General features: G+C 52.4%; 18 protein-coding genes. 10 read left to right on the top strand and 8 right to left on the bottom strand.

Features of this window, described 5'->3' with window-relative positions; genetic code table 11:
• The 4 genes from FDW87_RS14305 to ydhT all read left to right on the top strand — a co-directional run.
• Window positions 1–589, top strand: a 589-nt coding sequence (locus FDW87_RS14305; protein ID WP_137379927.1) for a YdhW family putative oxidoreductase system protein, incomplete at its 5' end; no start/stop codon positions are given.
• A 64-nt stretch (window positions 590–653) separates the two neighbouring features.
• On the top strand, window positions 654–1,322 hold the full coding sequence (locus FDW87_RS14300; protein ID WP_016152923.1) for a 4Fe-4S dicluster domain-containing protein: 669 nt from the start codon (window positions 654–656) through the stop codon (window positions 1,320–1,322).
• A complete protein-coding gene (phsC, locus tag FDW87_RS14295; protein WP_049040486.1) occupies window positions 1,319–2,104 on the top strand; it encodes a thiosulfate reductase cytochrome B subunit in 786 nt (261 codons plus the stop codon). The genes FDW87_RS14300 and phsC overlap by 4 nt, the downstream gene beginning before the upstream one ends.
• Before the next feature lie 3 nt (window positions 2,105–2,107).
• On the top strand, window positions 2,108–2,920 hold the full coding sequence (gene ydhT / locus FDW87_RS14290; protein WP_019076691.1) for a protein YdhT: 813 nt from the start codon (window positions 2,108–2,110) through the stop codon (window positions 2,918–2,920).
• A 9-nt stretch (window positions 2,921–2,929) separates the two neighbouring features.
• Here the strand turns inward: ydhT and FDW87_RS14285 are convergent, their stop codons facing one another.
• The 5 genes from FDW87_RS14285 to FDW87_RS14265 all read right to left on the bottom strand — a co-directional run bounded on the left by FDW87_RS14285 (window position 2,930) and on the right by FDW87_RS14265 (window position 6,381).
• Window positions 2,930–3,607 (bottom strand): amino acid ABC transporter permease, encoded by a 678-nt coding sequence (locus tag FDW87_RS14285; protein ID WP_131379219.1) that lies wholly within the window; start codon window positions 3,605–3,607, stop codon window positions 2,930–2,932.
• Window positions 3,597–4,382, bottom strand: a complete 786-nt coding sequence (locus FDW87_RS14280; RefSeq protein ID WP_131379221.1) for an amino acid ABC transporter permease — start codon at window positions 4,380–4,382, stop codon at window positions 3,597–3,599. The genes FDW87_RS14285 and FDW87_RS14280 overlap by 11 nt, the downstream gene beginning before the upstream one ends.
• Window positions 4,382–5,200, bottom strand: a complete 819-nt coding sequence (locus tag FDW87_RS14275) for an amino acid ABC transporter ATP-binding protein (RefSeq protein WP_047417775.1) — start codon at window positions 5,198–5,200, stop codon at window positions 4,382–4,384. The genes FDW87_RS14280 and FDW87_RS14275 overlap by 1 nt, the downstream gene beginning before the upstream one ends.
• A gap of 1 nt (window position 5,201) precedes the next feature.
• Window positions 5,202–6,035: an ABC transporter substrate-binding protein gene (locus FDW87_RS14270; protein ID WP_047417771.1), complete on the bottom strand. Its 834-nt coding sequence runs from the start codon at window positions 6,033–6,035 to the stop codon at window positions 5,202–5,204.
• 205 nt (window positions 6,036–6,240) lie between these two features.
• Window positions 6,241–6,381, bottom strand: a complete 141-nt coding sequence (locus FDW87_RS14265) for a hypothetical protein (protein WP_016152930.1) — start codon at window positions 6,379–6,381, stop codon at window positions 6,241–6,243.
• A 331-nt stretch (window positions 6,382–6,712) separates the two neighbouring features.
• Between FDW87_RS14265 and FDW87_RS14260 the strand changes: the two genes are divergently transcribed.
• The gene (locus tag FDW87_RS14260; RefSeq protein WP_016152931.1) at window positions 6,713–8,194 is read left to right on the top strand and encodes an APC family permease; all 1,482 of its coding nucleotides are present in this window, start codon (window positions 6,713–6,715) and stop codon (window positions 8,192–8,194) included.
• Between the two features lie 21 nt (window positions 8,195–8,215).
• Here the strand turns inward: FDW87_RS14260 and FDW87_RS14255 are convergent, their stop codons facing one another.
• Both FDW87_RS14255 and FDW87_RS14250 read right to left on the bottom strand, forming a co-directional pair.
• Window positions 8,216–8,914, bottom strand: coding sequence for a cache domain-containing protein (locus FDW87_RS14255; RefSeq protein ID WP_049040490.1), 699 nt, complete (start codon window positions 8,912–8,914; stop codon window positions 8,216–8,218).
• A 24-nt stretch (window positions 8,915–8,938) separates the two neighbouring features.
• Window positions 8,939–9,664: a FadR/GntR family transcriptional regulator gene (locus tag FDW87_RS14250; RefSeq protein WP_016156385.1), complete on the bottom strand. Its 726-nt coding sequence runs from the start codon at window positions 9,662–9,664 to the stop codon at window positions 8,939–8,941.
• Window positions 9,665–9,978: 314 nt separating this feature from the next.
• Here FDW87_RS14250 and FDW87_RS14245 point away from each other — a divergent pair, with 314 nt between their 5' ends.
• The 4 genes from FDW87_RS14245 to FDW87_RS14230 all read left to right on the top strand — a co-directional run bounded on the left by FDW87_RS14245 (window position 9,979) and on the right by FDW87_RS14230 (window position 15,084).
• On the top strand, window positions 9,979–11,406 hold the full coding sequence (locus FDW87_RS14245; protein ID WP_016152934.1) for a gamma-aminobutyraldehyde dehydrogenase: 1,428 nt from the start codon (window positions 9,979–9,981) through the stop codon (window positions 11,404–11,406).
• Window positions 11,407–11,417: 11 nt separating this feature from the next.
• Entirely contained in the window at window positions 11,418–11,891 is a 474-nt protein-coding gene (locus tag FDW87_RS14240; protein WP_052733163.1) for an ester cyclase, read from the top strand.
• An 88-nt stretch (window positions 11,892–11,979) separates the two neighbouring features.
• Window positions 11,980–13,872, top strand: coding sequence for an FAD/NAD(P)-binding protein (locus FDW87_RS14235; RefSeq protein WP_019076696.1), 1,893 nt, complete (start codon window positions 11,980–11,982; stop codon window positions 13,870–13,872).
• A 3-nt stretch (window positions 13,873–13,875) separates the two neighbouring features.
• Window positions 13,876–15,084, top strand: a complete 1,209-nt coding sequence (locus FDW87_RS14230) for a cytochrome c (protein ID WP_137379872.1) — start codon at window positions 13,876–13,878, stop codon at window positions 15,082–15,084.
• A gap of 47 nt (window positions 15,085–15,131) precedes the next feature.
• Here the strand turns inward: FDW87_RS14230 and FDW87_RS14225 are convergent, their stop codons facing one another.
• Window positions 15,132–16,607: a PLP-dependent aminotransferase family protein gene (locus FDW87_RS14225; RefSeq protein ID WP_075849240.1), complete on the bottom strand. Its 1,476-nt coding sequence runs from the start codon at window positions 16,605–16,607 to the stop codon at window positions 15,132–15,134.
• A 106-nt stretch (window positions 16,608–16,713) separates the two neighbouring features.
• Here FDW87_RS14225 and FDW87_RS22665 point away from each other — a divergent pair.
• A partial coding sequence (locus FDW87_RS22665; RefSeq protein WP_252363187.1) for an aminotransferase class III-fold pyridoxal phosphate-dependent enzyme occupies window positions 16,714–17,356 on the top strand: 643 nt, incomplete at its 3' end.

The following is a 17,356-nucleotide window of genomic DNA, read 5'->3' as shown; positions in this document are numbered from 1 at the left end:
GCAGGCGTTTCACCCGCCTGTAGAACAGATGAATGCGCCCCAGGTTCAGGAACCAGCCAGCCCGGAGTCGATTGTGGCAGATTTTATCCGTCAGCATTCAGCATCGGGGCAACTGGTGGCGCGCAGTGTCTTTTTGCTGCCGCCTTATTCGGTTCCTGAAACCGATCTTTCCGCGCTGCTGGATGTGCTGGGCCAGGACGCGAATGGTGCGGATATCACCTGTGTGCAGGGTGCGGAAGAAGCATATTTCTATTCGACGCAAACCATGACGGCAAATTACGCCGACATGTGTGTGCAGGTGGTGGAAAACGACATCTGCCGTGCGATTGCCGAGGCGGTACGCTTCGACTGTCGAACGTATCCTCGCCCTTATAAGGTCGCCATGTTGACGCAACCGCCGTATCGCTTTGAGTCTCAACAGATTGCCGCTGCGCTCACGGCCATGGAAACGCATCCTGATTATGCAGATATACGGACTGTGGAATCGTCAAATGCGGAGCCTTATTTGTTCAGCGAACGTTTTATGAGTTATGGCAAAGCGTACGGCCTGTGCGAATGGCTTGAGGTTGAGCAGTATCAGAACCCCTGAATTATTCAGGTTGATGTCATGGAACGTGTGGACGACCACTGTCACAGTATTAGAGGATAACCCGATGTCCTTCACCCGACGAAAATTTGTCATTGGCATGGGGACGGTGATTTTTTTCACTGGCCCAGGTCAAAATCTGTTAGCGAGTACCAGGAGTTCTAAAGACGTACATTACGTCATGATTCACGATGAATCACTGTGTAACGGATGTAATATCTGCGCCCGCGCATGCAGGAAAACCAATCATGTACCTGCGCAGGGTAGCCGTTTGTCGATAGCTCATATTCCGGTTTCGGACAACGACAACGAAACGCTGTATCACTACTTCCGTCAGTCCTGCCAGCACTGTGATGATGCCCCCTGTATTGAGGTGTGTCCGACCGGCGCCTCATGGCGAGATGACAACGGCATTGTGCGGGTAGACACGTCTTCCTGTATCGGCTGCAGTTACTGTATTGGCGCGTGTCCTTATCAGGTGCGTTATCTCAACCCGCAGACCAAAGTGGCGGATAAATGCGACTTCTGCGCTGAATCTCGTCTGGCGAAAGGTTTCCCGCCGATCTGTGTTAACGCCTGCCCGGAACATGCGCTGATTTTTGGTCGCGAAGATAGCCCGGAAATTCAGACCTGGTTGAGAGAAAATAAGTATTACGAGCATCAACTTGCAGGCGCCGGGAAACCCCATCTGTATCGTCGGTTCGGTCAACATTTGATTAAAAAGGAAAATGTATGAACGCGTCGCAGAATGCCGAACAGTTTCACGCCCAGCTTGCGCAGTTTGTTCCCCTGTTTTCACCGGACTACTGGCCTGTGTGGTTGGTCATCGCCGGGTTAATGCTGGTGGGGATGTGGCTGGTGCTGGCGCTACACGCCATGCTGCGCTTTCGGGCCGCGCATAAAGCGTCGGCAGGGCACGGTGAGAAAGTCTATTTATACTCGAAGGCCGTTCGTTTGTGGCACTGGTCGAATGCGCTGCTATTTCTGCTACTTCTGGTCAGTGGCCTGGTCAATCACTTCTCCGTCGTCAGTGCGTCGGTGATGAAAAGCCTGCTTACCGTGCATGAGGTCTGCGGCTTTTTGCTGCTCGCCTGCTGGATTGGCTTTGTCCTGATCAATCTGATTGGCGGCAACGGGCATCACTATATTATTCAACGTCAGGGCTGGATCGGACGAGCGCAAAGACAAACGCGTTTTTACCTGTTTGGCATTATGCAGGGCGAGTCACACCCATTCCCGGCATCAAAGCGTTCTAAATTCAACCCGCTACAGCAGGCGGCCTATGTTGGCGTGATGTACGGCTTACTGCCACTGCTGCTGATCTCAGGGTTGTTATCGCTCTATCCGACGGTTGTCGGTGACCTGTTCCCCGGCGTGCGTTACTGGTTGCTCCAGGCGCACTTCGCGCTGGCAATAATCAGTCTGTTTTTCATTTTTGGGCATCTTTATCTCTGCACGACAGGTCGTACGCCGGGCGAAACCTTCAAGTGTATGGTGGATGGCTATCACCGGCATTAAGCGATGATGATTACGCGAAGTGACTTACGGGCCTGGCGCGTTGGGCCCGTAATGTATCGCTGGTTTCTACGCGCGTTTCCAACTGGCGGAAGCTATGCTGATGTCCATCGTGCGCTCCAGCGGGATGGGTATACAGACTGGGCAAATAGCCTGGTGGAATACGGCTGGTCAAAATGGCGGGAAGAGGCGAGTTTTGCCCAGCAGGATATTCGTGCGATGGGGAATATTTCCCGTGTGCAAACGGCGGGGGAAATCAGCCGTCCGCTGGCGAGTGCGGAAGATAATGCCCGATTCAGTTGTGCAGGCGATAACGTTAAAATCACCAGCGCCGGGTATGCCGCACAGATCGCCAGCGCAGGTTACAGCGCACGTATTGGTAGCGTAGGCTATAACGCGCATATCGGCAGTTCAGGCGATCGCGGGCGAATTGCGGTTGCGGGAAATTCGGCACGTATCAGTAGCGTGGGTGACGGGACGCGTATCGCCAGTACCGGCATGCGCGTACGCATCAGTTCGCTCGGCGACAGAAATCGGATTGCCTGCGGTGGTGATTTAACCCAGTTGGCCTGTTTTGGCGCAGAGTCTAAAATCGCCAACTGCGCCGACAACATCCACATTATTGCCAGCGGAGAGAACGCCGTTGTTGCCAGTACCGGTGTTGTCGATTCGATAATACTCGGTCCCGGCGGTTGCGCGGCGCTGGCCTATCACGATGGCGAGAGAATGCGTTTTGCGCTTGCCGTTGAGGGGGAAAATAACATCCGGGCGGGCGTGAAATATCGGCTCAACGAAGACCACCAGTTTGTGGAATGTTGAGCCGTGATCTCATTTTAGCGCGAAGCGGCGTTGGGTGATTTTCTCCAGGCTCAGGCACAGCAGGTAATAGACCAGTCCGGTAAAGATAAAAATGGCTGCCGGATAGATTTGTACCCGGCTGTTAACCTGACCCGCAACCGTTGTGAGTTCCGGCACGTTAACGATAAACGCCAGCGACGTGTCCTTCAGTAATCCAATAAAAATCCCCGTCAGCGATGGCAGTACGTTACGCAGCACCTGCGGCAATAAGATAAGCCACAGGGCCTGATACGGGCGAAAACCCTGAACCACGGCAGCATCATATTGCCCGCCAGGCAGCGCGCTAATTCCTGCATACACTGAGTGCATGACCGAGGCAGCGGTGAACCATGCCAGCGCCAGCGTCACGGTAAAGGCTCCAGGGAGATCGCTTCCGGTTAGCATGGGTAGCAAATACCACATCCAGAAAATCACAAAGATTAGCGGAATGCCGCGAATAAACTCCGCCCAGATAAACAACCCGTTGCGAACCGTGCCTGGAAAACGCCAGGCGCAGCAGGCAAGAACTATCCCACCAGGCAAGGCCAGCAGCGCCGCGCCGAGAGCCATCAACAACGTGAGCAGAACGCCGCCGGGTTGTCCATCCGCCACCCGTCCCCACAGGAGATAATCAAGATTGTCGGTAATGACCGAAATGTTAGCGATCATGCAGTATGCTCCTGACGCTGAAGATACGCGTTTTAACCTTGGACGATTTACCCGATGCAGGCCGTGGGCCAAGACGCGTAAGCAGCATACCCAGAATGATGCCGGTGAACAGATAGAGCGCAGTGCCAACAGCAAAGGCTTCCAGCGCGTGCGCGTTGTAGCTCTCAATTTGCCTCACCTGGTAGGTTAGCTCAGCAAATCCAATACCACTGGCAAGCGAGGAAAGTTTCATCAGGTTAAGGTATTGCCCAACAATGGGTTGCCAGGCGTTCGCCAGTCCCTGAGGAAGCAGAATGTGACGAAACGTCGCCCAGGATGAAAAACCCTGCGCCACGGCAGCCTCACGTTGTCCGGCAGAAACCGCCTGTAAACCAGAGGCGATCTCCTCGACCAAAAATGCCGAGGTAAATACGCCCAGCCCCCATGCTGAACAGATAAACTCTGGTGTTAACCACCAGACATCGCCTGGCAGAATAGACCAGGGATGCTCTGCATTGATGAAGGTAATGACGTTGCGGGGCAGCCAGTTCCATGCGGCAAAATACCAGAACATCAGTTGCACCAGTAAAGGCGTGTTGCGAAACACCGAAACCCATACACTGACCACCGCTTTGTTGAAGCGATGGCCCGTCAGACGCAGCCCGAGTAGGAAGATGGCAATGAGCGTGGCGAGTACGACACCTGCCAGTGTCACCCAGAGCGTGGTGAGAAAACCGGAAATTATCCATTGCAGAGGTTGCCCGCTCAGCACTCCCTGCCAGTCCATTGCAAGCATTATAGCGATGACTCCTGGTGTAACGGGTCGAGCACTTTTTTCAGGAAACGCTGGGTTCTCGGGTGCTGTGGCCGGGTGAAAAAATCCTCCGGCGCGGCCACTTCAAGAATTTCTCCGCCATCGATGAATACCACGCGATCGGCAATCTCACGGGCAAAATGCATTTCATGGGTCACGACGATCATGGTGATACCGCTGTGGGCCAGGTTTTTCATCACCTGTAATACCTCGCCGATCATTTCTGGATCCAGCGCGGAGGTGGGCTCATCAAACAGAAGGATTTGCGGCGATGAGGCCAGCGCGCGGGCGATGGCCACGCGCTGTTGCTGCCCACCGGACAACTGTGCGGCATAAGCGCTCGCTTTTTCTGCCAGTCCCACCTGATCCAGCAATTCGAGTGCCCGACGCGCCGCTGCCGCCTTGTTCCAGCCGTGAACATATTCCAGCGCCAGTGAGATGTTCTGATGCGCTGTCAGATGCGAATAGAGATTGAATTGCTGAAAAACGAAACCGATACGGCTGCGTAACTGGCGTAATGCTGCCCCGCGCAACTGACTAATTGGTTTGTCATCAATGAAAATCTCGCCACCGCTGAGCGACTCAAGCTGGTTGATAAGGCGTATAAGCGTGGATTTTCCTGAGCCAGAAGGGCCCAGAATAGTCACCACTTCACCGGGTTCAACTGACAGGCTGACGCCGTTAAGTACAGTGTGAGTGTCAAACTGTTTGATGACATTGCGCAGTTCGACGCTTGCCTGGCGCAAATGGGTAAAATCCGCCGCGGAAACTGCACAACGATGAAACAGGGCTGAGAGCATATTACTTCGCTTCTATTTTAAAGGCGCGGGGTTGCGGATTTTTGGTTTCAGGGCCAAACCAGACATCATATATTTTTGCCGCCTGCCCGGTAGATTCCAGCCTCAAAAGCTCATCATTGACGGCTTTTAACAGCGCTGGCTCACCTTTTTTCACTCCCACGCCAATCTCTTCTTTGCTCAGCAGGTCTGGCAGAATTTTGAAATCTGCTTTATCCGGCGCACCGCTTAATAGACCGGCCAGAATCGTACTGTCCTGGGTGATGGCCTGAACATTGCCATTGCGTAGCGCGGTTAACGCCAGTGGAATATCGTCGTAGGCCAGCACACGCGACTGCGGGAAGCGCTGATGGAGCGCCTGCTCACCGGTAGTGCCTTTCACCGCACCGATTCGCGCTTTGCTGTATGCATCGAGCTGGTCCGGGGATTTGGCCGGTACCAGGAACTGCTGCCCGGTAACAAAATAGGGGACGGAGAAGTCAATGACCTGCGCCCGCTCAGGCGTAATCGTGATATCCGCCACGATTAAATCGGCTTTACCGGATTGTAATAACGGAATGCGGTTTGCCGGATTAGTCGCTACCAGTTCCAGTTTTACGCCGAGGGATTTTGCCAGCGCTTCAGCAAAATCAACGTCATAGCCGACAATCTTATGCGTTTTGGCATCGACGGAGCCAAACGGCGGATTCGCGTCGAATGTCGCAACTTTTACTACACCTGCGGCTTTGATATCGGCCAGTTGGTCAGCCTGAGCCTGCGAGGCGGCAATGCCGGTGGCCAGCAGCACGCCGAGTGCCAACAGTGTTTTTTTAGCGCGGTAAGTTTTCGTTGCCATCATGATGTAAATCCCTGTCGTTTTTGGTTTGTGCTTTTTACGCTCCCATACCTTACGTTCAGGACAAAATAAGAAAAAATTCTTATCTATTTACAAAATGTTATTAGTGAAAGCGGTGTTAACAATGGGTAAACGCGATGGGAAATGTAGATAAGAGGAGGGGCATAGTCTGGCGGTAAAAAAAACCGGCATTGCGCCGGTTTGGAAATCAGATTTTACAGGCGTCGCCGCAGTCATTATCAGCAATAATGTCCTGCGCTTTCTTGTCTGCATCTTCCAGACGTTCAGCATTACGCTCTTGCGCTTCTTCCAGTCCATCAAAGACCAGATTATCGAGATCAATTTCCATCATTCACCTGCTCAGGTTCAGCGTTTAACATCACATTATTATATTGCAAAAATGTTGCTTAACAGCAGCGATTCTTGCTACTTAGCGTCGAACTCAATTCGGGGTGCCTGTTTACCCGCCAGTTGGCCAACAATTCGCAATTGCTAAAGAACCGTGAAGCGGAAATACCGAAAAATGCTTGTGCCCTCGACTGTTCTACTTTCACTTTTTCATTAACGTGATGTGCGATCATTTTTAACAAATTAGCGACAAAATCACTATACATATAACTTAATATCTTTTATACATTAATTATTCAACCCTGCGACTATTCCACAAAAGAGAAAGCTATATGGAACAGACACCTGATAAGAAAAACGATAATTTTCAAAAAGATGGCAAAGAACAGTTCAATCGCTCGATCGGTCTTATTTCAAACTTTGCGTTGGGTTTTACCTACCTTTCGCCGCTTACCGCCGTCTATTCGCTGTTTGCACTGGCCGTAACGCTGGCGGGGCCGCCCGCAGTCTGGTGGATTTTAATCGTCGCATGTGGACAACTTTTGGTGGCGTTGGTGTTTGGTGAGGTCGCTTCCCAGTATCCGATAACCGGCGGGCTTTATCCGTGGGCCAGAAGGTTATGGGGCAAGAAATATGCGTGGATCGCTGCCTGGATTTACCTGTGGGCACTGGTGGTCACCATTACGTCAATCGCGGAATATACTTCAACATTTGTTGAGTCGCTCTTCCACTATGGTCAGACGCCAGCCACTATGTTGGCGACTTCCGTCCTGCTGCTGCTTTTGATGATGGCTGTTAATATGTCCGGGACTAAAAATCTGGCTCGGGTCGCAAAAATTGGCTTCTGGTGTGAAATCGTTAGCGTGATTGCGCTGGGAATTTATCTGCTGATATTCCACCGTTCGCAGCCATTCTCCGTAATTTTTGATTCGATGGGCGTGCTGGCGCATGACGGCAGCTATTCCACCGCGTTTATGTCTGCCGCGCTGATGGGGCTGTTTATGTTCTTTGGCTTTGAGGCCTGCGGTAACGTTGCGGAAGAGGTACAGAATCCAAGTAAAAAGATCCCGGTTGCGATGATTTTGAGCATCGTATTTGGTGCGATTTCGGCGATTATTTCCGTCATGGGATACCTCCTGGCTTCACCAAATCTGGTCAGTATCGTGAATGGCAAAACGTCTGACCCGATTCCGGCCATCCTTAATGAAGCTCTTGGTGAAACTGGTGCAACTATCTTTATCATCGTCGCGATTGTGGCGATGCTGTCGTGCATTTTGTCTCTGCAGGCTGCGTTAAGCCGTCTTATCTTTTCTTTCTCCCGCGACAGAATGCTGCCGGGAAGTGAGTGGATGTCAAAGATCTCTAAAAATGGTGTTCCGGATAATGCGATGGTTGTTAGCTGTCTGCTGCCAGTCATCATCTGCGTTTGGGTCTATTTCCAGCCAGACAATCTGTCGCGTATTACCGCGTTTGCCGTCATCGGTATTTATATCTCGTTCCAGATGGTTGTGCTTGCCGCACTGCGCCAGCGCCTGAAAGGCTGGAAACCGGCCGGGGAGTGGACCATTGGCGGTTGGGGCGTGATTGTGAACGTGCTGGCGCTAGCCTATGGATTGTGTGGGATCTGGTTGTTGGCGCAACCGGCAGACAGCAGCGATTTCATCGACCGTTGGACGGTACTGTTCGGCCTGGCGATTGTCGTTGGCTCCGGGCTTATCTATATGTTCCTGACCCGACCGTTTGGTCGCTCTGCGGCGCCGGAAAATGACGCCATTGCCTACGCTAACAAGCTGAATATGGGGCAGGATAACTAAAAACTAAGGGCCTTCGGGCCCTTAGTTTTGATAGTGATAAAGGATAAAGTAGTCGCTCTGATAAACAACGGTACTGTTTGCGGGAGAGAGTAATTCACCCACGCGAAAACGTGGCCAACTGGAAAAGATAATTCTGTTTTCCAGATTGGTCAGAATGACATAGTCAGGATGAGCGCAGGAAAGTAGTTCGGCCTCAATCTGACTGACCAGCAGATCGACGGCGGCAACGCCAAGAAACTGATCGTTGTAGTAGACCGGCACTGCCGAGGTCAGGGTGTAGGAAATATTGCAGATATAGTCGACGTAGGGGCCGTGGATATAGGCTTTTCCTGCCGGAGGTGAGTGCTTAAACCACTCGAAGGTTCTGAAATCCAGACGTTGCTGGGTGGCCTGATCTAAATCGAGGTGCGCCTGACTCAAACCATTATCTTTCTTATACCACCATTCCAGCAGCCAATACTCTTTTGTGGTGGCAGTGCTCTCAATATGGCTGGCGAACCCGGCCCCTGAACAGTAATGATTGTTACTGAGGGTGCGCTTGATGTGTTGCTGAACGGTAGATCTCACCGATGGATCGAGGACAACTTCTGCTGAGGCCTTTTGCACCCCGGAAATCGCCTCATGGATGCTCCTCGCCAGCGCAACGGTAGAATCTACGGTAGAGGCGGTAATATCATCAATCTTACGAATTAATGCGCTTAAGGATGTCGAAGAGCTCATTGTCTGTCCTGCCTTCACTGATTGTCAGTTCGAGTTATATTTCAGCTTTTTTTCAATAAGGTAATAGGTAAACGTGTCGATGATCCGTGTGGCAAGCTGCACGGATTCTGCCTCATTGTGAGCTGCCAGCGCATCGGCCAGTGCCGAGTAAAGCGCAATAATTTCGGCATGAATGTTGTCTGCGCGATAAAGTATCGCCACCAGCGATGCCCATTCAGCCTGGACCTGCAGCTCCTGATTGGCCAGTCGCGCCGAATGTGAACTGGCAGCTATCGCCAGTAGACAGCGCATATCGGCCTGGGTCATCAGCTCTGGTGAGTTTGCCTTGCTGAGCACCTCAACAAACTCGCGAAATTTGGCGATATCCGCGCCGGTCATCCGTCTGGAAGCCAGCCTTGCGCTATGGCTGATAATGGCGCAATGCATTTCGCCCAGGTCAGAAAGATAATCCGTACTGATCGCTTTGAACGGATGCAGGGCGCTGTTTTTGCCATCAATATTTTCGCAAACGAAGCTCCCGCCATTACGACCACGAACCGTATGGATAAGATTATTAGCCCGAAGCGTGTTTAGCGCTTCTCTGATAGTGATATGTGAGACACCCATCATCTTTGCCAAATCAGTTTCGTTGGGGAGCTGTTCTTTTGGCTCCAGCAACCCCGTGATAATGGCGTTTGACAGGCGCTGCACTATCTGGTCTGAACGACTGACCTGCCCGATAGGCGCAAATATGACCGCGTGAGTAATCATAATCTTTTCTGCACTCAATTCCCTGAAACAACGACCATTTTTAACACATGCCCGTCAGGCAAGGAAGGTAAGAATGGCCGAGTTATTTTACATGCCTATGCGCAACGTCACTGCACAAGCGGATGTGTGTCCCGATAACCTCATGATGAGCTGAGCAAACGCGTTGGCTCACGATGAAAAGCCTTATCCCGAAAATGTAAAAATTAAGTTAAAAATGCGAGGCTTATCATAGTGTCAATGTTGCGCATTTGAAAATCTTTTACAATATATATATTACATAAGATTCTTTATGTATTAACGGGCAGGAGAAAGACATGAAAACCCTGAAGCATTTTATCAATGGGCAATATGTAGCAGGTCGTAGCGAAGATACCTTCGAACTGGTGAGTCCGGTCGACGGCGAAACGTACGCATTATCACCCAACGCCAATGCGGAAGAGGTGGAGCAGGCCTACTCGGCGGCGGAGGCGGCGTTTAGCATCTGGCGAAAATCGACGCCGGCACAGCGGCAAAAGGCGTTATTGCAACTGGCAGATGAGATTGAACGAAACGTTGAGCGGCTGGTGAACGCGCAGAGTCAGGAGACCGGTCAGCTTCGCCATTTTATTGAGAAGGAAGAGATCGCGGCATCCTGCGATGCCATCCGCTTTTTTGCCGGTGCGGCGCGCTGTCTTGAAGGGAAAGCGGCAGGAGAATATTCCGCCGGGTTTACCTCGACTATCCGCCGTGAACCGCTGGGTATCGTTGGACAAGTCACGCCATGGAACTACCCGTTCATGATGGCGGTATGGAAGATTGCGCCAGCGCTGGCGGCAGGCAATACGGTCGTATTAAAACCCAGCGACACCACGCCGGTCAGCACGCTGCTGTTAGCTGAACTGGCCGCGCCGTTGTTCCCAAGAGGGGCGTTTAACGTCGTATTAGGTAAAGCCAGTACCGGTTCGCTGGTGGTTTCAAACCCGAAGGCCTCACTGGTTTCGATTACCGGTTCGGTCCGCGCGGGTCTACAGGTTGCGGCTTCGGCAGCGGCGAACCTGACCAAGGCGCATCTGGAATTGGGCGGGAAAGCGCCTGCGGTGGTGTTTGCTGATGCAGATATGGACAAGGCGATCGCGACGATTACCACGGCAGGCTTCTTCAATGCTGGCCAGGATTGCACGGCGGCTACGCGTATTCTGGTCGAACAATCCATCTACGCTGAATTCCTGGAAAAGCTGGTTCAGAAAACGAAGAGTATTAAATTTGGACCGCCAGCGGATCAGGCTGCGCTATATGGCGCATTGAACAGTAAAAACCAACTGGAGCAGGTGAAAGGCTTTATTGCGCGTTTACCGGCACATGCAAAAATTGAAACGGGTGGGCGTGCCGGGCCAGGTCCGGGCTTCTATTTTGAGCCGACGATCGTCTCCGGATTGCATCAACATGACGAAGCTATTCAGCATGAAGTATTTGGACCGGTAATGACTATTCAGCCGTTTTCGACTGATGAAGAGGGTCTACACAAAGCGAATGATGTGGAATATGGTCTGGCCGCCAGCGTCTGGACCAGTAACCATGGTCGCGCACAGCGCTTCAGCATTGACCTCGATTTTGGCACCGTGTGGATTAACAATCACATTCCTTTGTGCGCCGAAATGCCGCACGGCGGGTTCAAAAAATCGGGTTATGGCAAAGATCTCTCATCCTACTCGCTCGAAGAATATACCCGGGTGAAACATATCATGTGTGACATTTCTGAATAGAGAGGATGTCGATGAAAACATTAAACATAGCGGTGCTTTCATTCGTGATGTTCTCGGGCTATAGCCTGGCAGAAAGCACATCGCTGAATACCGTTAAAGAGTACATGGCGGCCTGGAATGCACACGATGCTTCGCGAGCCGCGCAATATCTTGCTGATGACGCAGTCTATTATGATGCCGCCGCTGGCGAACCGATAAATGGCAGAGAAAAAGCTGAAAAAGACGTTATCGGTGCCTTTATTAAGGCGGTGCCAGATCTGAGCTGGAAAATGGTCGGCAAACCCGTTTACGACGAAGATACCGTGGCGTTTCGTTGGGAGTTTTCTGGCAAAAATAGTGGTGAATGGGCAGGGAGTCCGCCGACAAATAATCCGATAAAATTTGAAGGTGTCAGCTATATTCATGTTAAAGCAGGTAAAATCACCTGGCAGGGTGATTATTATGATTCTAAAAAACTGGATGAAGAGTTAAAGCCAGGGAAATAGTCGGCTGTACCCCTTTATTACTATGAAGGGGGACATCTCTTATTTGTGTCGTATTTAGGGCTGTGTGTAGCAATAAGGAAAAAAGTTAATGGCAATTACCAGACGTGATTTTCTCAACGGCGTCGCGGTGACTATTGCGGCGGGGCTTACCCCGCTGGAATGGGTCAGGGCGGCAGGAAAGGGAAACGCATTTATAGATGGAAATTATTATCCGCCAGGGCTGACGGGGCTGCGGGGTAATCATCCTGGATCGTTTGAAATGGCGCATGCAGTAGGCCGCGAGCATAAACATTTTGATTTAAACGCTCTGCCCGTTGAGGAAGAGTACGATCTGGTGATTGTGGGCGGCGGTATTAGCGGGCTGGCTGCCGGTTGTTTCTGGCGCCAGCTTGCCGGGCAAAATAGCCGGATCCTGATCCTCGATAACCATGACGATTTTGGCGGACACGCCAAACGTAACGAATTTACGAGCTCAGGTAAGAAATTACTCGGCTATGGCGGTAGCGAAGCATTCCAGTCGCCCGCGCACAATTTCAGCCCTGAGGTGCAAAAACTGATGGAAACCGTGGGCGTCAGCGTCACGCGGTTAAAAGAGAGTTTTGACGTAAACTTCTACCCCGACTGGCAGCTCAGTCGTGGCGTTTTCTTCGACAAAAAGAATTTTGGCGAGACAAAAATCGTCAGCGGCGATCCGGGGCGCGCGGTATCTGATGATATCCCGCCGAACAGGCTCAATGGCCGTAAAATTGAAGACTTTATCAATGATTTTCCGCTAAGTGAGCACGACCGAAAGGCGTTGATCGACCTGCACGTCCATCCTGGCGACTATCTTCCGGGCATGACGGTCGATGAGAAAATGGAATGGCTGGATACCCACAGCTACAGTGAATTTTTGGCCACAAAAGTTGGTTTGAGCAAAATGGCGCTGCTCTATTTTCAGCAGCGTTCTAATGACTTCTTTGCCATCGGCATTGAAGGCATTTCCTGTAGCGATGCCAGAGCGTGCGCATTACCCGGCATGGAGGCGCTGGGAATACCGCCGTTGGACGGCGAGTCGCTGGCAGACCTCGAAGAGCCATATGTTTACCATTTCCCTGACGGTAACGCCGGGCTGGCCCGACTGTTAGTCAGGTATATGCTGCCGGATGCGCTACCGGGTAACACGATGGAAGACTCTGTCCTTGCCAGACTGCATTACGAAAAGCTGGATCTGCCGGAAAACACCACGCGCCTGCGTCTGAACAGCACGGTGATTAATGCGGCCAACACAGAGGATGGCGTGGTGGTGACCTATCTGCGTGACGGCAAAATGCATCGCGTACGCGGTAAAAACACCATCATGGCGGGCTATAACATGATGATCCCGTATCTGGTGCCTGAGATGCCGGAACAGCAGCAGGCGGATCTCAAACTGAACGTGAAGGCACCGCTGGTGTACACCAACGTGGTGGTCAAAAACTGGCAGGCGTTCAAACAGCTTGGCGTGCATGAATTTTACTCACCGGCGGCACCTTACAGCCGGATTAAGCTCGACTATCCGGTCAGCATCGGCGGGTATCAACACCCGGCCTCACCGGACGATCCGATGGTCATTCACATGGTCTATGTGCCTACTTATCCGGGCAGTAATTTGTCGGCCAGAGAACAGTTCCGTCTGGGGCGAGCGTATTTACTGGGGACCACATTTGCGACGCATGAGGAGATGATTCGCTCCCAGTTACAGGAAATGTTTGGCTCAACGGGCTTTGATAATCAACGCGATATCTCCGCCATTACGGTTAACCGCTGGGCGCATGGCTATGCGTATTACGCCAACGCGTTGTTCGATGATATGGATAAAATGCCAGAAATTATCGAGCGGGCGCGGCAGCCAGTTGGTCGCATTGCCATCGCTAATTCCGATTCTGACTGGGGCGCTTATGCCCATACGGCCATCGACCAGGCATGGCGTGCGGTTAATGAACTCAAGGATATGGGGTGATCTATGCGTAACGTAACCGTTCTTGCCGCCTGTTTGTTTACCGCCTCTGTGAGTGCAGCGGAATCTAATGGCGAATATATCGCCCGTATCTCTGACTGTGTGGCCTGTCATACCACCGAAGGGGGCGCGGCGATGGCGGGTGGCAAAAAGTTTCCTACTCCGGTAGGGGATATTTATTCGACCAACATTACCCCAGACAAGACCCAGGGTATTGGTAATTACTCATACGAGGATTTTGACAAGGCCGTACGTCAGGGAATTGCTAAAGATGGTCATCCGCTCTATCCGGCCATGCCTTATCCCTCTTACGCGAAACTTTCTGATGACGATGTAAAGGCGTTGTATCGCTATTTTATGCATGATGTCACCCCCTCTGCGCAGCCCAATAAAGAGAATGCCATTCCGTGGCTACTCTCCGCCCGCTGGCCGCTGCATATCTGGAACTGGCTGTTTACCGACGCGCCAGCGACGGCTGTAGAGCGTGCGAAAACGGATGACAACGCTGCGTTGGTAAAACGGGGCGCTTATCTGGTGGAAGGTCCCGGACACTGCGGTTCTTGCCATACCCCGAGAGGCATGGCGATGAACGAAAAAGCGTATACCAATGCTGATGCCGAGTACCTGAGCGGCGCGATGATCGACGGCTGGTATGCACCTTCGCTGCGCGGCACGGGAATGTCTGAGCAGGAATTAAAATCGCTGTTGCTGACCGGTAAAAGCAAGCATGCCGCGGTTTCAGGTTCGATGGCTGAAGTCGTTACGCAGAGTACACAGTACCTGACCGATGACGATGCCACGGCGATCGCGCAATATCTGCTGAGCCTGAAAAGCGAGAAGCCTGAAACGGTGCGCGCAGCGGCAACTACGGTGTCCTGGTCGAATTCACCCGAGGCGGGCAAAGTGACCTATAACCGCTACTGCTCCACCTGTCACGGTCTGGAGGGGAAAGGTACGGATGATAACGCACCTTCTTTGATCAACAATCCGCTGGTGATGGTTGATGACCCGACGCCGTTATTCAGAGTGATTGCCCACGGCGCAGAAACACCGACAACGCGTGGTAGCGTCTCCTTTAAGATGCCGGCTTACGGTGGCATGTTAAGCGACAACGAAATGCGCGATGTGATTAATTACGTGCGTAAAAGTTGGGGAGAAGGGAATGGCGAAGTAAGCCAGGAGGACCTGGCAGGGATTAAAAAAGCGTCACATTAAACAGCATGTCGGCCGGACAAGGTGCTTGCAGCGCCATCCGGCAGTGCTTAAACGGCGTTTACTCTGATAATACCCACCAGTCGGGTAAACGCCGCCGCCATTTCATGCTCTTCAATACTGGCAAATCCCAGCAGCAGGCCGCTGCGTTTCTCTTCATTCACGTAGTAGCGAGACAGCGGGCGCACCAGCAGCCCTTGCGCATTTGCCTGTTGGGCAATGACAACGTCATCGCTCCCGACGGGCAACTGTAGAATCATGTGCAGCCCGGCGTTGCTGCTGAAGGAGCCAAGATACTGCTCGCCCAACTGGCGGCTGATAAGCTCCACCAACGTCTGGCGGCGACGACTGTATAACTGGCGCATTTTACGAATGTGCGCCGCGTAGTAACCCTCGCGGATAAACTCCGCCAGCGCTGCCTGAATCAGCAAATGTCCACCACGATAGAGGTCGTTATGAACCTTCTTCAGCGGCGCGGCGAGCGGTTTGGGCAGTACCACATAACCGAGCCGCAGTGCGGGATAGAGTGTTTTACTGAATGTCCCGATATAGATGACCGGCGTCTCTTCTTCCAGTCCCTGCAATGATGGAATTGGCTGGCCGGAAAAGCGAAACTCGCTGTCGTAGTCATCTTCCACTATCCAGCTTCGCGTTTCACGTGCGCGAAAGAGAAGTGCCCGACGGCGGTTGAGGCTCATTACCGAACCGAGCGGATATTGATGTGACGGTGTCACAAAAATCAGCTTTGGCGCAGATTCGCCAGCCTCCAGCGGCACCATACCTTGTTCATCAACCGGGATCGCCGAAAAGTTAACCGCATTGATGCGCAGAATATTTTTGATTCCCCAGTAGCCCGGCTCCTCAATCCAGGCGTTATCCCCCGGGTTGCATAGCGTCCGGGTCACCAGATCCAGCGCCTGGTGAATACCTTCAGTAATCAGAATTTGCTCCGGTGAACACCGCACCCCGCGTGCGGTGCGCAGATAGTCTGCCAGCGCTTCTTTCAGCTCAGTCACGCCGCCTGCGGCATCGTAAGTGAGAAACTCCGGGCGCAACCGTCTCGCCAGCCGATCCTGAATTTTTTTGAGCACCCGGTGAGGGAAATGCTCCACATCAGGCACGCCTGGAATAAATGCGCCCCATTGACGAGGGCTGGCGCTGGCATGGCCCAGCAGCTCAAGGCAGCGGGCAGATAAGCGGGTGTGATCCTCCAGTGTGGCGGCAACGGGCTCTTTGTGGGGACGCAGGTCAAGATTGTCCAGCACGCTGTCGGTGACAAACGTGCCGCTGCTGGTGCGCGCGGAAATATAACCTTCGGCCTGCAATTGCTCGTAAACCCGCAGGACGGTATTGCGCGATAGCGTCAGTTCGCCTGCCAGGTCACGCGACGGAGGCATTCGGGTAGCCGGTTTCAGGCTACCTTCGAGGATGCAACTGCAGATGGCGGCATACAGGCGACGATGCAGCTTTTCATCGGTCTGCTGGCTAAATGCCTGCTTGATCACATCTCCGGCAAGTGAACGCATTTGGATCCTTAAAATAAAACGATTTGGCTCTCGATTAAAGTACCAGATGGCGTCTAAATTTAAAGGGTAATTCAACCTAAATGTATTAATGGACAAGGTGTAGAGAATGAACAATAAAAACCTGCAACAACGTCGTCTGGATGCCACCCCGCGTGGTGTGGGTGTAATGTGTGATTTTTATGCCCAGTCAGCAGAAAACAGCACAATTACCGATATCGAAGGCAATCAGTACATTGATTTTGCCGCCGGGATTGCCGTGCTGAACACCGGACACCGTCATCCTCGCCTGGTGCAGGCAGTCGAAGCGCAACTGCAGGCTTTTACCCATACGGCTTATCAGATTGTCCCGTACGAAAGCTATGTGTCTTTGGCTGAGAAAATCAACGCCGTTGCGCCAATCGACGGCAAGCGCAAAACTACATTCTTCACCACCGGGGCTGAAGCGGTCGAAAATGCGGTGAAAATTGCGCGCGCACATACCGGCCGTCCTGGCGTTATTGCTTTTGGCGGCGGTTTTCATGGGCGTACCTACATGACGATGGCGTTAACCGGCAAGGTGGCGCCGTATAAAAAAGGGTTCGGCCCGTTCCCTGGCTCGGTTTACCACGCACCGTATCCTTGCGAGTTGCAGGGGATTTCTACGGCGGACTCCATCAAAGCGATTGAGCGCCTGTTTAAAGCCGATATCGATCCCACCCAGGTCGCGGCGATTATTTTCGAACCCGTCCAGGGTGAAGGGGGCTTCGTGG

Source organism: Citrobacter sp. wls826, from assembly GCF_005281245.1.
In the GTDB taxonomy this organism is placed as follows: domain Bacteria; phylum Pseudomonadota; class Gammaproteobacteria; order Enterobacterales; family Enterobacteriaceae; genus Citrobacter; species Citrobacter braakii.
The sequence above is the reverse complement of the archived record's forward strand: the minus strand, read 5'-3'. Positions and strand labels throughout refer to the sequence as shown.

Coding starts and splice junctions, on each gene's coding strand:
- FDW87_RS14300 (WP_016152923.1), top strand. CDS start 654: ATGTCCTTCACCCGACGAAAATTTGTCATTGGCATGGGGACGGTGATT.
- phsC (WP_049040486.1), top strand. CDS start 1,319: ATGAACGCGTCGCAGAATGCCGAACAGTTTCACGCCCAGCTTGCGCAG.
- ydhT (WP_019076691.1), top strand. CDS start 2,108: ATGATGATTACGCGAAGTGACTTACGGGCCTGGCGCGTTGGGCCCGTA.
- FDW87_RS14285 (WP_131379219.1), bottom strand. CDS start 3,607: ATGATCGCTAACATTTCGGTCATTACCGACAATCTTGATTATCTCCTG.
- FDW87_RS14280 (WP_131379221.1), bottom strand. CDS start 4,382: ATGCTTGCAATGGACTGGCAGGGAGTGCTGAGCGGGCAACCTCTGCAA.
- FDW87_RS14275 (WP_047417775.1), bottom strand. CDS start 5,200: ATGCTCTCAGCCCTGTTTCATCGTTGTGCAGTTTCCGCGGCGGATTTT.
- FDW87_RS14270 (WP_047417771.1), bottom strand. CDS start 6,035: ATGATGGCAACGAAAACTTACCGCGCTAAAAAAACACTGTTGGCACTC.
- FDW87_RS14265 (WP_016152930.1), bottom strand. CDS start 6,381: ATGGAAATTGATCTCGATAATCTGGTCTTTGATGGACTGGAAGAAGCG.
- FDW87_RS14260 (WP_016152931.1), top strand. CDS start 6,713: ATGGAACAGACACCTGATAAGAAAAACGATAATTTTCAAAAAGATGGC.
- FDW87_RS14255 (WP_049040490.1), bottom strand. CDS start 8,914: ATGAGCTCTTCGACATCCTTAAGCGCATTAATTCGTAAGATTGATGAT.
- FDW87_RS14250 (WP_016156385.1), bottom strand. CDS start 9,664: ATGATTACTCACGCGGTCATATTTGCGCCTATCGGGCAGGTCAGTCGT.
- FDW87_RS14245 (WP_016152934.1), top strand. CDS start 9,979: ATGAAAACCCTGAAGCATTTTATCAATGGGCAATATGTAGCAGGTCGT.
- FDW87_RS14240 (WP_052733163.1), top strand. CDS start 11,418: ATGAAAACATTAAACATAGCGGTGCTTTCATTCGTGATGTTCTCGGGC.
- FDW87_RS14235 (WP_019076696.1), top strand. CDS start 11,980: ATGGCAATTACCAGACGTGATTTTCTCAACGGCGTCGCGGTGACTATT.
- FDW87_RS14230 (WP_137379872.1), top strand. CDS start 13,876: ATGCGTAACGTAACCGTTCTTGCCGCCTGTTTGTTTACCGCCTCTGTG.
- FDW87_RS14225 (WP_075849240.1), bottom strand. CDS start 16,607: ATGCGTTCACTTGCCGGAGATGTGATCAAGCAGGCATTTAGCCAGCAG.